The sequence below is a fragment of the Psychrobacter sp. JCM 18900 genome, from assembly GCF_904846625.1.
GTDB lineage: Bacteria > Pseudomonadota > Gammaproteobacteria > Pseudomonadales > Moraxellaceae > Psychrobacter.
This window is the reverse complement of sequence record NZ_CAJHBL010000003.1, coordinates 301,204-314,313: the sequence shown is the minus strand read 5'-3', so window position 1 is coordinate 314,313 and position 13,110 is coordinate 301,204. Positions and strand designations below refer to the sequence as shown.

Below are 13,110 nucleotides of genomic sequence, written 5' to 3'. Positions count from 1 at the left end.
AACCAACCTATGCTACTTAATATGCTTAAATGCAAATTACACCGTGCCCGTGTTACCCATGCCGAGCTTCATTACGAAGGCTCTTGCGGTATCGACGGCGATCTATTAGATCTTGCTGGTCTACGCGAAAATGAATCTATTGATATCTATAACGTGACCAACGGTAAGCGCTTTCGCACCTATGCTATCCGTGCTGAGGCGGGCTCTGGTATTATCTCATTAAATGGTGCTGCGGCTCATATGGCAGATTTGGGCGATATCGTTATCATTTGTGCTTACGCGCATTTTGATGAAGTTGAAGCGTCAACGTATCAGCCAAAACTTGTCTATTGCAACGAAGACAACACCGTAAAAGACACAGCAAATATCATTCCTGTACAAGTTGCTTAATATGACAGGATGGTGAGGTTTTGGTAAATTTAAGATAAACACAAAGTTACATCTTTGAATTAACTGCTATTATTACTAAAAATCTCGATGCTAAAGGGAAAGCTGAATCTAAATCAAGATTCAGCTTTTTTTATGCCATTTTTATTTATCAAATTCACATTTTTCATCATATAAAAGGAAACATACTAATGTGGTTGGCCGCGCTTGCAATACTGATTGGGTTAGCAATTTTAGTTTGGAGTGCCGATGTCTTTATTGATGGGGCGACAGCACTAGCAAAGAAGTTTAGTGTGCCTAGCTTCTTAATTGGTGTCTTAATATTGGGTATAGGCACGTCAGCGCCTGAGATGGTGGTATCAGTGCTAGCAGCAATAGAAGGCAGCCCTGAGCTGGCTCTAGGTAACGCTTATGGCTCAAATATCATCAACATCGCATTGGTACTCGGTGCAACTGTATTGATTAGTCCTATTATCATCCGTAGAGGCATCGTAAAGCGCGACTTGCCCTTGCTGCTACTGATTACTGTTATCGCCGCTTGGCAGTTACGTGATGGGACATTGAGCCAAGCTGATGGTATCGTATTGTTGATTTTGTTGGTCGCCGTTTTAGGGCTACAGATCATAATGAGTATACGCGAAGGCTATCATGAGCACGAAGACGATATAGTCGTGGCTAATGCTGACTCAGCGCACTCAAATAACTTAGAGCACTTAAATAACTCAGAGAGCTTAGAAAAGCTAGAACCAAGCGTAACGCGTGGTCTTGTCAGTTTAATTATCGGTATGCTGATGCTCGTAGCCAGCTCACGCGCTATCGTTTGGGGTGCTGTCGAGTTGGCAACGCTATGGGGGCTTAGTGAGCTTATCATTGGTCTAACGATTGTCGCAGTTGGGACCTCATTGCCTGAGCTGGTATCGAGCTTGTCAGCAGCCCGTAAAGGCGAGCATGATATGGCGCTCGGCAATATCATTGGCTCTAATATCTTCAATACTTTGGCAGTTGTCGGCTTAGCAACGGTCATTGCTCCTATCGCCGCCGACCCAGTGATTCTGTCGCGTGATGTGATGGCAATGGGAGTCTTGACTATATTGCTAGTGACACTATGCGCATTTGCTTTTAAAACAAAACGCCAATTCGGTCGTACGTCAGGTGCCACATTGGTACTGTTCTTTATGGGCTACACCGCATGGCTGATTCAAAGCGTTAGTATGTAACTGTTTAGGCTGAACCAATTGAGCAGTGATACGACTAAATTATTACGTCGGTAAGAGTTACTAGGTCAATAAAATCAGACTACGATTTTTTCTTACGATTTTTAAAACCGCGCCATAGCCCTTCATGTGCCACTTTCGGCATTTTTAGAGTAATGGTGTTGGACAGCATATCTTGTACCGCCAGACCGCGAGGGTTGAACAGGCAGAACACATAGTTGAATACCAAACCAAGAAACGCGCTGGCCAATAAGGCGGCGCGTGACCCATCAATGAGACTGCCAATAATGCCAAAAATCAGCGGCATTAGACAAGCGGCCAAAATACGCTTAAACGACTGTCCCCACGTTAGCCATTGACCTGCATCATTAATCGTTTTTAATCGCCACGTCTGCATACCTAATGTCTGACCACCACGGCGCCAAAATATCCCATAGAACGCTACAAGCGTCAGTACAAATGATGGCGTCATAATAGCGTTCTGATACCAGAACGGCAGTGACTGAGCTTGTGATGACTCGGTACCCGTCTCCATAGTCAACAGCGTACCAACGACGGTTAGTATCGTCCCGACCAAAAACAAAAGCGCCAAAATCAGCATACCATCATAGAGAATCGCCACGACACGAATCATAGGCTTAGCGATGGTTGGCTCTTCGTTAGGATCTTGCTGTACAGGCGCACTCGATTGAGGCTTTGATTTGCGAGTCGTTTTTGACGGATGTTTAGATGGACTTTTTGACATGGTACAAGCTCATAGCAAGCAGTGAATAGTAACGCTATTGTACCGTAAATGGTGGGGCTATCGTACATTATCCTAGATGACTATTTAACATCGTAGATGGCCTAACATCGTATATGACTGTCCAATATCTTAGATTGCTCTTTAATATCTTAGATTGCTCTTTAATATTTTAGATTGCTCTTTAATATTATGAGTTGGCTATCCAATCATGCTACATACAAGAGATGATCGTAGAATAAATAAGTAGAAAGGTAAAAATTACAGACATAAAAAAACCGCCAATTGTCATAAGACAGGCGATTATTTTAATGTTTTATCAGCTTAAATTAAGCCATTATGCAAATGGTGCGCCTGGAGAGATTCGAACTCCCGACCCCTTAGTTCGTAGCCAAGTGCTCTATCCAACTGAGCTACAGGCGCGTATTTTGCACTTTATCCACTGCGAAGATAATATCTTTTGCAGTAAATTAGGTTGGTCATTATATAGATAATATCGCTTGTGTCAACATCTTTTTTAATTAAAACAAATTATTTTTTGAATTAATTATTAAAATGTTTAACGCAGTATATTGCGTTACTACTCTAATAACAACTGAATAAATGGCGGTGAAGGAGGGATTCGAACCCTCGATACGCTTACACGTATGGTTCCTTAGCAGGGAACTGGTTTCAGCCACTCACCCACTTCACCTAACGATTCAAGACATTTATAAAAAATCTATAAACATAGTATTGATGCTAACAATACGTCTCATGTCGTGGGCGAGTATTATAACAAAGCCAAAACGAATTGCAAGCGTTGTCTACAGATTTAATGCGGCTTTTATCAAAATTATAGATATAAGTACTTATATTGCATTTTTATAAGGAAAATTGCGACATATCATCGCTAAATATAACGACCAAACTGCTCACTAATATTAGGCCTACTCACTCTACCGTCTTATACCTCATCCACAAGCATAAGACTATGATAGATTTTTTAATAGTAGGTGGCTATAGTATTTGTCACTTATTTCAAAATATCTCAAAAGGAGCTATTATGCGACCTGTCGTACTGTGTTTTTCAGGATTAGACCCTTCAGGCGGTGCTGGATTACAAGCGGATATCGAGGCCATTGGACAATCAGGGGCACATGCAGCCATCGCGTGTACGGCGGTCACTATCCAAAGCTCGCAGCAGGTATTTGGCTTTGAGGCTTGTGCGGCATCATTGGTAAAAGCTCAAGCTACTGCGGTGCTTGATGACTTACCTGTTAGTGCTATCAAATCAGGTATGCTTGGCACTACTGATAATATCGCAATGTTGACCAAACTATTTGCTGATCAAGTTATCGATAACAACACGCCATTTGTCTTAGACCCTGTACTAGTTGCAAATAGCGGTGGCAGCTTGGGTGATGAGAAAACACTGGTTAGCGCCTTTAGACAATTGCTACCCTACGCCACTTTAATTACCCCAAATACTCATGAGCTACGTGCGCTTAGCGGTGAGCAAGACCTGCATATCGGTGCGCAAAAGCTATGTGCTCAAGGCGCTCATGCGGTATTAGTAAAGACCTCACATGATTTTGATAGCGGTGACATCGAGCAGTACTTATATATACAGGGCGAAATGGTCCATAAAAGCACCTTGCCGCGCTTAGATGGTGAGTTCCATGGCTCAGGATGTTCACTTGCCAGCTTCATCGCTGGACGCTTGGCAATGGGCGATGTTCTCATTGATGCGGTAAAAGCAGCTGACAGTTGGATTACCCAGACATTGCGGGCAGCTGATGCACCGCATCCTGATGATTCGCAAGCTCAACTCATACCAAATCGCTTTGTTCGTTTTTAGCATATCTAACAAGCTATAGCTTACCCAAGTAGCAGACGCAAAAAAGGCGCTCTATATTTTTATAGAACGCCTTTTTTATGACAGTCTTTAAATTTAATTAGACTTAACCCAAGGTTGGCAACACACTCGCGGCCAAACCACCAATAAATATCTCAAGCAAATAAAATGCTAAGAAAGCCACCATTGGCGATAAGTCGAGCATACCTAAATTCGGCGTAATACGACGAAACGGGGCCAAAATAGGTTCAGCCAAATTAATGATAATGCCAATAACCGGATGCTCAGATCTGGTAAACACCACAATCCAGCTAACGATGATAGAACCAATCACTAGATAGCGACACATGCGTAAAAAGTCTAACAATAAGCTAGTGGTACCCGTAAAGAATAGCGGTACAGGCGCAATACCTTTATGCGTCAATGCGGCCTTTCCAGAGATGTCGATTAGACGAATCAAAAACATCAACACGATAGCGGCAATGCTAATACGACCCTGTGCGACAGTCGGAAAAATACGCCCAAATACATCGACGATATGCGTTGCTTTATAAGCAGGTGCAATCATCGGATTGCTCGCATCCATCCCTGCAAACTGCAACATAAAACGAATAAACACCAGCATCATAGCGAATGTGGTGACCAAATCAAAAATTTGAAATAACATGTTGTTCATGAAGTGCTACTCAATGTGACATTATTAACAGATTCTAGGATGACAAATGTCATTATCAGATGCTGATGATTACATAAGGTGTGACGTCAGTGGTGACTCACAGCACACCTTGTCAGTGTTTACTTACTCATCTCTTCACTTAACGCTTGGCTACGATCATAGCAAGCTTGCATGGCCTCGCTGATTTGACGACCAATCTCATTGGCTTGCATTGAATCAACCGCTGCTTGAGTAGTACCGTTCGGTGAAGTCACTTTACGGCGTAACTCAGCTGGTGCATCATCACTGTTCATTGCCATTTTTGCAGCACCTAACATAGTCTGCATAGCAAGCGCTGAGGCTTGTTCTTTATCCAGCCCTAATGCAACTGCCCCATCGACCATCGATTCAATGAAGTAAAACATATACGCTGGCGCTGAACCTGATACGGCTGTAACGGCATGCATATGCTCTTCGTCATCGACCCACATGACCAAACCTGATGCTTCCATAACGGCTGTTGCTAGCTGCTTCTGTTCCGCTGAGATATTGTTTGTACCGTAGAGGCCAGTCGCACCCATTTGAATCATAGAAGGCGTGTTTGGCATTGCACGGACGATATTGCTATAGCCGCCCAACATGTTTGATAAAAGATCAGTCGACAAGCCTGCAGCCACTGAAATAACTAATTGAGTGTCTAATACGTCAGCAAAAGCACTTACCACTACTTTCATCATTTGTGGTTTGACTGCGAGTACCACTATATCTGCACCGATCACAGCAGACTTTGGATCAGCCATTGGATCAACAGTATTTAGACCTTTGGCGGCTAATTGCTCACGTGCATTGCTGCTAGGATCGGCGACCGTGATTAGATTTGGTTTGATGCCGCAACCCACAAGCCCGCTAATGAGCGCTTGTGCCATGTTTCCGCCACCAATAAAACTGATTTTTTTATTATCTAATACCGACATACTTGTCTCCTAGTCACAAAATTCAAAGGTATTCAACTTAACATACTGATATGTAAAACGACACTCAGTTTATCATACTGCCACTATCCCCGTTTGATAAATTCAAAATGTCGCGCCTGACATCAACCTGATAAAAATCAATGAGTCAGCCAACGGATATTAAACTTTTAACGCTTTCTATTTTAGACTAAGCTCACTTTTGATGTACTCAGCTAATTGGTTGCTTTTGGCATCGTTATCGGTCTGCTCAGAACTCAAAAGCCAACTCTCAAATGGCGATGCTAGTAATAGAGGAATATCAGTTTCTATTTCGCTTCCATCTTCGGATTCATTTATAAAAGTAATGCTGACTACCATTAAGCTGTCTCGTAGCCATAATGGGATCCCAAGGGTTTGATACAGTTTTTTGCCTGCTTGTGGTCGCGCAGCCATCTCAGTTTTCAACCGTTGCTTACGTTCTAACGGTGCTACTTTTAACACTGCCTGCTGTGCTATACCGTCCGCACTATTTTCTAACAATCGTACCAGCGCATCTACCTTTACTTGCAACTGCCAAGTATAATGATCACTGCTACGTAAAATGAGTGAGACTGAATTATTATCAGCTGAATGACTAAATAAATTATTAGATAAAGTCAGCACCTGCTCGGTTAGCGGTACATTTAGCCAAGATAGCCACCCGCTGCTCATACGATAGAGCTGCTGACGATAGCGCCGAATGGTATAAGACGCCTTACGACCTTGCCAAAACAGTTCTGTCTGGTGATCTTGGTCATCACGTTGGCTGAGAGTTAGCACATCATCGACGAGTTGCTTAGCAGGCGGTAGTGGCTCATCTTGACCGAGCCAATAGTGCAATAATTGCCGCTGACGATACATAGGCAGATTTTGCAACGCATTGATATCTAGTACGCGCTGTGCGGGTAAAAGTTGCAGGTCTGTATGTTCTGTCTGCTGCATATCCTGCATAGCTTGAGCACTGACTGTTTCCTGTGCATCACTTAACAGCTGCGCACTGCGAGCAATATTATCAATGACATTAGGGTTGTACGCAGCCAGTATTGGCATGATATCGCGGCGTAGCCCACTACGTACGTTGTCGCCACTGTCATTGGTAGGATCATCTATATAAGGCAACTCTAAGCGCTTGGCATAGGCGCTAATAGTGGCTCGTCGTATCGTGAGCCAAGGTCGCCACAGGATATTACGCTGTGCGCCCTGCGTTTGCACTCGCCATGGCTGCATACCAGACAGACCATTGACTCCTGCTCCTTGAATCAATCGCATTAATACCGTTTCAGCTTGGTCATCAGCGTGATGCGCTAATAGTAATACATCGTCTTGGTTGATATGAGCACGCATAACATTATAGCGTGCTTGCCGAGCGGCCTGCTCATCATGTCCATTCACTTGTGCCTGTAAAATGCGACAAGGTATTTTTTGAGCCGCTGCCCAATTGGCAACATGCTTAGCCCAATGCCGACTATCCGATTGTAGCCCATGATCGACATGTAACAGCTGCGGCAGACATGGTAATTTACCTTGTCGGTAGAGCTGCACACACAGCGCCGCAAGAGCTAATGAATCACGCCCACCACTACATGCCAGCCAAAGGCGACGACCATGCAGCTGATCATTATACTCAGACATACTGCTCAATAATGCGGTTGCTAGTGTCTTATCAACTGGCAAATCGGCAATCGATTTAATGGGATGTGAGATGATTGCGCTGCTGGTCATAGTCAGCCTTATTTTTCGTTATTTTAGATGCTTCATATACTAACAGCCATAAAAAAACGCGCCATTAAATGACACGTTTTTATTTTAGCATTAAGACTCAGGCTCTAATATGAAAAGCCTATTATTGAATAATAGCGACTTAACAATAAAGGCGCCATAGCAACCAATTAAGCAGGCAACATTACTTCTGAATTGAAAGACTTTAGTTTTTCATAACGTAGCTCACAACGCTCTTGAGGATCTAAATCTTTGATTTCATCAAGCTGCTCAGTAATCAGTGCTTTTAGTGCATTCATCACAGGTTGTGGCTGCACATGTGCGCCTTCGCCCTCTTCGATGACAGCGTCAATCAAACCCATTTGATAAAGGTTAATGGCGTTTAGTTTTAGCGCTTCACTAGCGTCTTGTGCTTTTTCAGCGGTTTTCCAAAGAATAGAAGCACAACCTTCTGGCGAGATGACTGAATAGATGCTGTTTTGTAGCATGTTTACTTTGTCACCAACGCCAATCGCTAATGCTCCGCCTGAGCCACCTTCACCAATGATAGTCACAATCACAGGCACTTTCAGACTAGAGAACACAGCGATGCTTTCTGCAATCGCTTGTGCTTGTCCGCGCTCTTCTGCACCGATACCAGGATAGGCACCTTGGGTATCCACAAAGGTCATCACAGGGATATTAAAGCGCTCGGCCATTTTGACCAAACGAATCACTTTGCGATAGCCTTCAGGGTTGGCCATACCAAAATTATGAGCAATACGCTCACGGGTGCTACGACCACGATGCTGACCAATTACCATTACAGGCTGACCATCAAAACGCGCAAGACCACCCAAAATGGCTTTGTCATCGGCAAAAGCACGATCGCCATGCAACTCGTCAAATTCGGTAAAAAGCTGATTAACATAGTCCATAAATAATGGACGCTTGGCGTGTCGTGCAAGCTGCACACTATCCCAGACAGTGCTCATAGACGCTTCCCTTTAATAATTATACTTAATGTATTTATGTTTAAGAATAATATCGTTATCCGTGTTCAGATAATGAAAGTACAGTTGTAAACTCAATAGGAGCTATAGTAGCACATCTTAAATAGCATGACATTATCGACAACGCCGCTTTTGTTACGTTAATCTTTAACTCAATACTTACAATGGTAACTGCTCAACCTCTGGAGTCTCAGCCTCTTGAGCTTCAATCACATTAAGCTGTACGCCCCATTTGGCAAACTGGTCAATCTCAGTACGCAAATCTGCGAGCAAGAAAGCATAATGTTCACTGCTATCCGCTAAGGTGATTTGCCAGCTGTTTTCAGCGACTACCTTTAGTTCTAGCTCTGGTAACGCATAATCGCTGCGGCTATGATGTGCCAGTACGGCGAGGCGCAACAATAAGCAGAGATAAACCAACTGGTCACCACCAATCTGACAAGTCTGCTCTAGCATATCGGCTTTAAGCTTGCGGCGATGGTTAAGCATCAGCTGCGCCATGCGTTTTTGATCAACTTGCGAAAATCCTGGAATATCCGAGTATTCAAGCAAATACGCGCTATGCTTGTGATAGCTACTGTGACTGATTGCCAGTCCTATCTCATGCAAGAAAGCAGCACGTCTGAGCAAGTCGCAATCATCATTGGACAGCGCAAGCTTATCTTTTACTTGTTCGAATAAATGGCGACTGGTTTTTACCACTTGTTTGGCTTGCTTTTTGTCCCCTGAGTAACGCTTGATTAAGGCTAATACACTGCGGTCACGCACATCTTCACTAGCAAAGCGCCCGAGCATATCGTACATAACGCCTTCACGTAACGCGCCATCTGAGTAAGTAATGGTCTCAACACCCAATACTTTCATTACCGCGCGCAATACTGCCACACCAGCAGGAAATACAGCTTTACGATGTTCTTTGACGCCTTCTAACTCGATATCATCAATATTGCCAATCTTGATCAGCAATTTCTCTAATTTTTTGACACCTTTATAGGTAATGCGTTCTTGCTCATCGGCCCAACCTTTTGATACTAAAACATTACGCACCGCTTTGATTGTACCGCTTGAGCCGACTACGCTACTCCAGCCCGTCTTTTGATAACGACCGTTAATCGCTAAGACTTCTTTGCGTGCACCTGAAATCGCACTATTAAAAGCTTCTTTAGTAATCAGTCCGTCAGCAAAGAATTTTTGAGTAAAAGAAACACAGCCCATTTGTAAACTTTCAGTCAATAATGGGTCGAACTTTTGACCAATAATAAACTCTGTCGAACCGCCGCCAATATCCATAACCAAGCGTTTATCACTACTCTCGTTGGTATGCGAGACGCCCAAATAAATCAATCGCGCCTCTTCGCGGCCCGCGATAATCTCAATAGGTTTTGGCAGGATTTTATTGGCACGGGAAATAAAGTCGTTGGCATTTTTGGCTTGACGCAAAGCATTGGTCGCCACCACACGAATACGCTCTGGCGGTACTGAATCCAAGCGCGCCACAAAGCGGCTTAAACAATCAAGACCGCGCTGCTCGGCGGCTGCGCTTAGAATATTATTTTCGTCCAAACCAGCGGCGAGCTGTACCTTTTCAGACATCGAGACTACTTTTCGCACTTCCCCATGGTCAAGACGAGCAATAGCTAAATGGAAACTGTTGGAACCAATATCGATGGCTGCCATCATTTCATCATCGCCAATTGGCGGATTCGTAAGGTAGTCAATAGGCATAGGACAAGTCGTCACCGTGTTAGAGAGAGTGGATAGTTTACCAAAATCACGTGCTATATAGTTATAAAATCACATGTATAGAAAAAAGTCATAACCACAAAAATCAGGGCAATTTTATCATTAAAGCATTTATACCAAACACTCGCAAGCAATGCAAAACTGTAGCGGTAACATCGAAGACCACCTTATAAACTGACAGGTATCGGCTCAGCATCTAGCGCTTGTGTTACGCATATCGGTTTGCTACATTGAAAGCTATCAATATCATAATAAAAAACCGTTATTTACAGAATTTTTATTCGTATCACTCACTTCAAAAGCCACCAGCTAATCGGTTAAAAACCATCTGCAATTAATAGTTATCAAACCCACCAGCAAGGAAGCTAGTCACATGAATCAGACCACCACAAAGGACGCTACCCAAAATACAGAGACCCCTATCAGTAGCGCTAAAAAAGACATGGTAAAAACTGAAAACCCGCCCAAACAGGCATTTTATGATTTTTACTTAGATGAGCATCAAAACATAGCTTGTCGCCGCCTACATTTTGCAGGTAGTAGCTTTGGCCTACTAGGATTGGCAAAGTCTGTCAAAACTGGCTCAGCTAAGCCTTTGGTAAAGGGCATTGCTGCTGGATATGCCTGTGCATGGGTTGGACACTTTTTCTTTGAAAAGAACAAACCCGCTTCTTTTAAGTTTCCATTGAAAAGCTTTGTCAGCGACTTTCGTATGTATAGCGATGTACTACGAGGCAATCTAAGTTTGAGAGATCGCAAGTTTGATAAAGCACGATAACGTTTAGTCGTCATATAAATTAAGTGACAAAAAAACTGGGCTACTATTTTTAGCGGCCCAGTTTTCAATTATATTGATAGCTTCGTTGATAACATCTCATTTCTATAAGCGAAACGACACATTTCTTATCGTAAGGATTTGCGTAATATTTTGCCAACAGCAGTCTTAGGTAGCTCATCGATAAACTCATAGGACTGTGGACGCTTATAACCAGTTAAACGCTTGCTCGCAAAGTCTTTTAGCTCCTCTACGGTGAGATCCGCGTCTTTTTTGACCACAAACGCTTTTGGCACTTCCCCGCTATGGTCATCTGCCACCCCGACTACAGCGACTTCGAGCACTTTAGGATGTTCAGTCAGCGCAGCCTCTACTTCATTGGGATATACGTTAAATCCTGATACCAGTATCATGTCCTTTTTACGGTCGACGAGTGTCAAAAACCCCTCATCATTCATAACGCCAATATCACCTGATCTAAAGTAGCCATTCGGGGTAAAAGTATCTGCATTGTCTCGCTGCCAATAACCGCGCATGACCTGAGGCCCTTTGATACAGACCTCACCCCTTGTACCTGTTGGGCACGTATTCCCATTCTCATCAATGATATGGATATCTGTCAAAGCCAGTGGTAGTCCAACGCTGCCATTGAACTCTGTAATGCCAGACGGATTGAAAGAAATAACAGGCGCCGTCTCAGACATTCCATAGCCTTCGCTAATAATCATACCTGTCACTTGCTGCCATTGATCAGAGACCGCTTTAATAATCGCTGTGCCGCCACCGATAGATAAGGCTAAACGACTAAAATCTAGACTAGCGAATTTTGGATGATGCAGCATGCCAATGAATAATGTATTCACTGAAGGGATAACATGAGGTCGGTGCTGTTCAATGGTATTCACTAAACCATCGATATCACGTGGATTGGTGACCAATATATCTTCCCAGCCGCCATAAAGACCTAGCAAGCCGCAGACTGTAAACGAAAAAATATGATAAAGCGGTAAGGGATTAAGTATTTTAATCTGCTCGCTACGATTGGCTTCAATCGTTTTACCAAACATCGCGTAGCACTGGCAGACATTGGCCATGACATTATAATGAGTTAGCATGGCGCCTTTTGGCTTGCCAGTCGTACCGCCTGTATATTGCAGTAGCGCCAAATCTTCACGTTCAATCGTAACTGTTTTGAACGCTTCTGCACCATAGGCCTGCATAATATGTGCAAACATTATGTTGTGCTGTGATGATTCATTTGATAATTCGGTCGAGGAATGTGTTTGCTCATCTGTGTTCGCAGGTTGTTCTGAGCCAATCTGACTGAGCAAGGCAATGTCGTTATCAGCAATGCTAGGATCTATGGAACATCTGACCACCCATTTTAACTGCGCTTTGACTGTGTCATCTAATTGCTCATAAGCAGTGCTCATACCATCTAGCACAATTAGACCACAGGCTTGAGCGTCAGTGAGCTGATGTGCCAATTCATATTGGGTATACATGGGATTGACATTGACCAATACCACACCTGCACGTAGGCAACCCAACAGTACCACGGCATACTGCAGTATATTTGGCAGTTGTACCGCTATGCGATCGCCCTTCTCGACACCTTGCGCTTGTAAAAAAGCCGCGAAACGTCGACTGGCAATGTCTAACTGTCCAAAAGTGAGCGTCGCCGCACCCATACTAAAAGCTGGCAATTCACTATGCTGTTCAATCTTTGGTTGCAGTAAGTCAATCAGATTTTGCTTATCTTCCAATACATCCAAATGATTGTCTAGGCCGTATTGGTCGTAAGTGGCTTGCCATAGTGGCGCGGTATTGCTAGAAGTACTGATACTCATTCGTTTGCATCCTTGCTTAATTGTCTGGGTTTACCTCAGAATATCATAACTTATTGTCTGTTTTTCGGATGCGCAGGCAAGAACTGTATAAGCATCAGTCACGTTAACGGCTATATAAACAATCTTCAAAAATACTTTATATTATTCCCAATATGATTATAAATAAGATATCGATAAACAAAAAAACCAGCAAAGATCACGGGA

The 13,110-nt window shown here is 43.4% G+C and carries 11 protein-coding genes and 2 tRNA genes; 4 read left to right on the top strand and 9 right to left on the bottom strand.

The genetic code is table 11. The features are described 5' to 3' along the window. The first annotated feature begins 9 nt into the window (after window positions 1–9). Complete coding sequence (gene panD / locus JMX96_RS06935) at window positions 10–390, top strand: aspartate 1-decarboxylase (RefSeq protein ID WP_010196068.1); 381 nt, start codon at window positions 10–12, stop codon at window positions 388–390. Window positions 391–578: 188 nt separating this feature from the next. Then, window positions 579–1,604, top strand: a complete 1,026-nt coding sequence (locus tag JMX96_RS06930; protein WP_201568227.1) for a calcium/sodium antiporter — start codon at window positions 579–581, stop codon at window positions 1,602–1,604. Between the two features lie 79 nt (window positions 1,605–1,683). Here JMX96_RS06930 and JMX96_RS06925 read toward each other — a convergent pair whose 3' ends face one another. The 3 genes from JMX96_RS06925 to JMX96_RS06915 all read right to left on the bottom strand — a co-directional run bounded on the left by JMX96_RS06925 (window position 1,684) and on the right by JMX96_RS06915 (window position 3,037). Then, the gene (locus tag JMX96_RS06925; protein ID WP_201568226.1) at window positions 1,684–2,346 is read right to left on the bottom strand and encodes an RDD family protein; all 663 of its coding nucleotides are present in this window, start codon (window positions 2,344–2,346) and stop codon (window positions 1,684–1,686) included. A 343-nt stretch (window positions 2,347–2,689) separates the two neighbouring features. Continuing rightward, a tRNA-Arg gene (locus tag JMX96_RS06920) sits at window positions 2,690–2,766 on the bottom strand. A 181-nt stretch (window positions 2,767–2,947) separates the two neighbouring features. Next, window positions 2,948–3,037, bottom strand: a tRNA-Ser gene (locus JMX96_RS06915). Between the two features lie 351 nt (window positions 3,038–3,388). On the opposite strand from JMX96_RS06915, the gene JMX96_RS06910 reads away from it, so the two are divergent. After that, window positions 3,389–4,183, top strand: coding sequence for a hydroxymethylpyrimidine/phosphomethylpyrimidine kinase (locus JMX96_RS06910; protein WP_201568225.1), 795 nt, complete (start codon window positions 3,389–3,391; stop codon window positions 4,181–4,183). Window positions 4,184–4,286: 103 nt separating this feature from the next. On the opposite strand, the gene JMX96_RS06905 is transcribed toward JMX96_RS06910, so the two are convergent. From JMX96_RS06905 to ppx, 5 genes are all read right to left on the bottom strand, one after another. Beyond that, window positions 4,287–4,856, bottom strand: coding sequence for a YggT family protein (locus JMX96_RS06905; RefSeq protein WP_201568224.1), 570 nt, complete (start codon window positions 4,854–4,856; stop codon window positions 4,287–4,289). Between the two features lie 119 nt (window positions 4,857–4,975). Then, window positions 4,976–5,809 carry a pyrroline-5-carboxylate reductase gene (gene proC, locus JMX96_RS06900; protein WP_201568223.1) on the bottom strand — a complete coding sequence of 278 codons (834 nt, stop codon included), beginning with the start codon at window positions 5,807–5,809 and terminating at the stop codon, window positions 4,976–4,978. A 177-nt stretch (window positions 5,810–5,986) separates the two neighbouring features. Continuing rightward, a complete protein-coding gene (gene tilS, locus JMX96_RS06895; protein ID WP_201568222.1) occupies window positions 5,987–7,549 on the bottom strand; it encodes a tRNA lysidine(34) synthetase TilS in 1,563 nt (520 codons plus the stop codon). Window positions 7,550–7,716: 167 nt separating this feature from the next. Continuing rightward, a complete protein-coding gene (locus JMX96_RS06890; RefSeq protein WP_102078709.1) occupies window positions 7,717–8,520 on the bottom strand; it encodes an acetyl-CoA carboxylase carboxyltransferase subunit alpha in 804 nt (267 codons plus the stop codon). A gap of 177 nt (window positions 8,521–8,697) precedes the next feature. After that, the gene (gene ppx / locus JMX96_RS06885; RefSeq protein WP_201568221.1) at window positions 8,698–10,263 is read right to left on the bottom strand and encodes an exopolyphosphatase; all 1,566 of its coding nucleotides are present in this window, start codon (window positions 10,261–10,263) and stop codon (window positions 8,698–8,700) included. A 460-nt stretch (window positions 10,264–10,723) separates the two neighbouring features. On the opposite strand from ppx, the gene JMX96_RS06880 reads away from it, so the two are divergent. Continuing rightward, complete coding sequence (locus JMX96_RS06880) at window positions 10,724–11,059, top strand: DUF962 domain-containing protein (protein ID WP_227676987.1); 336 nt, start codon at window positions 10,724–10,726, stop codon at window positions 11,057–11,059. Window positions 11,060–11,184: 125 nt separating this feature from the next. Here JMX96_RS06880 and JMX96_RS06875 read toward each other — a convergent pair whose 3' ends face one another. Beyond that, window positions 11,185–12,906: an AMP-binding protein gene (locus tag JMX96_RS06875; RefSeq protein ID WP_201568219.1), complete on the bottom strand. Its 1,722-nt coding sequence runs from the start codon at window positions 12,904–12,906 to the stop codon at window positions 11,185–11,187. Window positions 12,907–13,110: the final 204 nt, after the last annotated feature.

Coding starts and splice junctions, on each gene's coding strand:
- JMX96_RS06890 (WP_102078709.1), bottom strand. CDS start 8,520: ATGAGCACTGTCTGGGATAGTGTGCAGCTTGCACGACACGCCAAGCGT.
- JMX96_RS06930 (WP_201568227.1), top strand. CDS start 579: ATGTGGTTGGCCGCGCTTGCAATACTGATTGGGTTAGCAATTTTAGTT.
- JMX96_RS06875 (WP_201568219.1), bottom strand. CDS start 12,906: ATGAGTATCAGTACTTCTAGCAATACCGCGCCACTATGGCAAGCCACT.
- ppx (WP_201568221.1), bottom strand. CDS start 10,263: ATGCCTATTGACTACCTTACGAATCCGCCAATTGGCGATGATGAAATG.
- JMX96_RS06905 (WP_201568224.1), bottom strand. CDS start 4,856: ATGAACAACATGTTATTTCAAATTTTTGATTTGGTCACCACATTCGCT.
- tilS (WP_201568222.1), bottom strand. CDS start 7,549: ATGACCAGCAGCGCAATCATCTCACATCCCATTAAATCGATTGCCGAT.
- JMX96_RS06910 (WP_201568225.1), top strand. CDS start 3,389: ATGCGACCTGTCGTACTGTGTTTTTCAGGATTAGACCCTTCAGGCGGT.
- JMX96_RS06880 (WP_227676987.1), top strand. CDS start 10,724: ATGGTAAAAACTGAAAACCCGCCCAAACAGGCATTTTATGATTTTTAC.
- JMX96_RS06925 (WP_201568226.1), bottom strand. CDS start 2,346: ATGTCAAAAAGTCCATCTAAACATCCGTCAAAAACGACTCGCAAATCA.
- panD (WP_010196068.1), top strand. CDS start 10: ATGCTACTTAATATGCTTAAATGCAAATTACACCGTGCCCGTGTTACC.
- proC (WP_201568223.1), bottom strand. CDS start 5,809: ATGTCGGTATTAGATAATAAAAAAATCAGTTTTATTGGTGGCGGAAAC.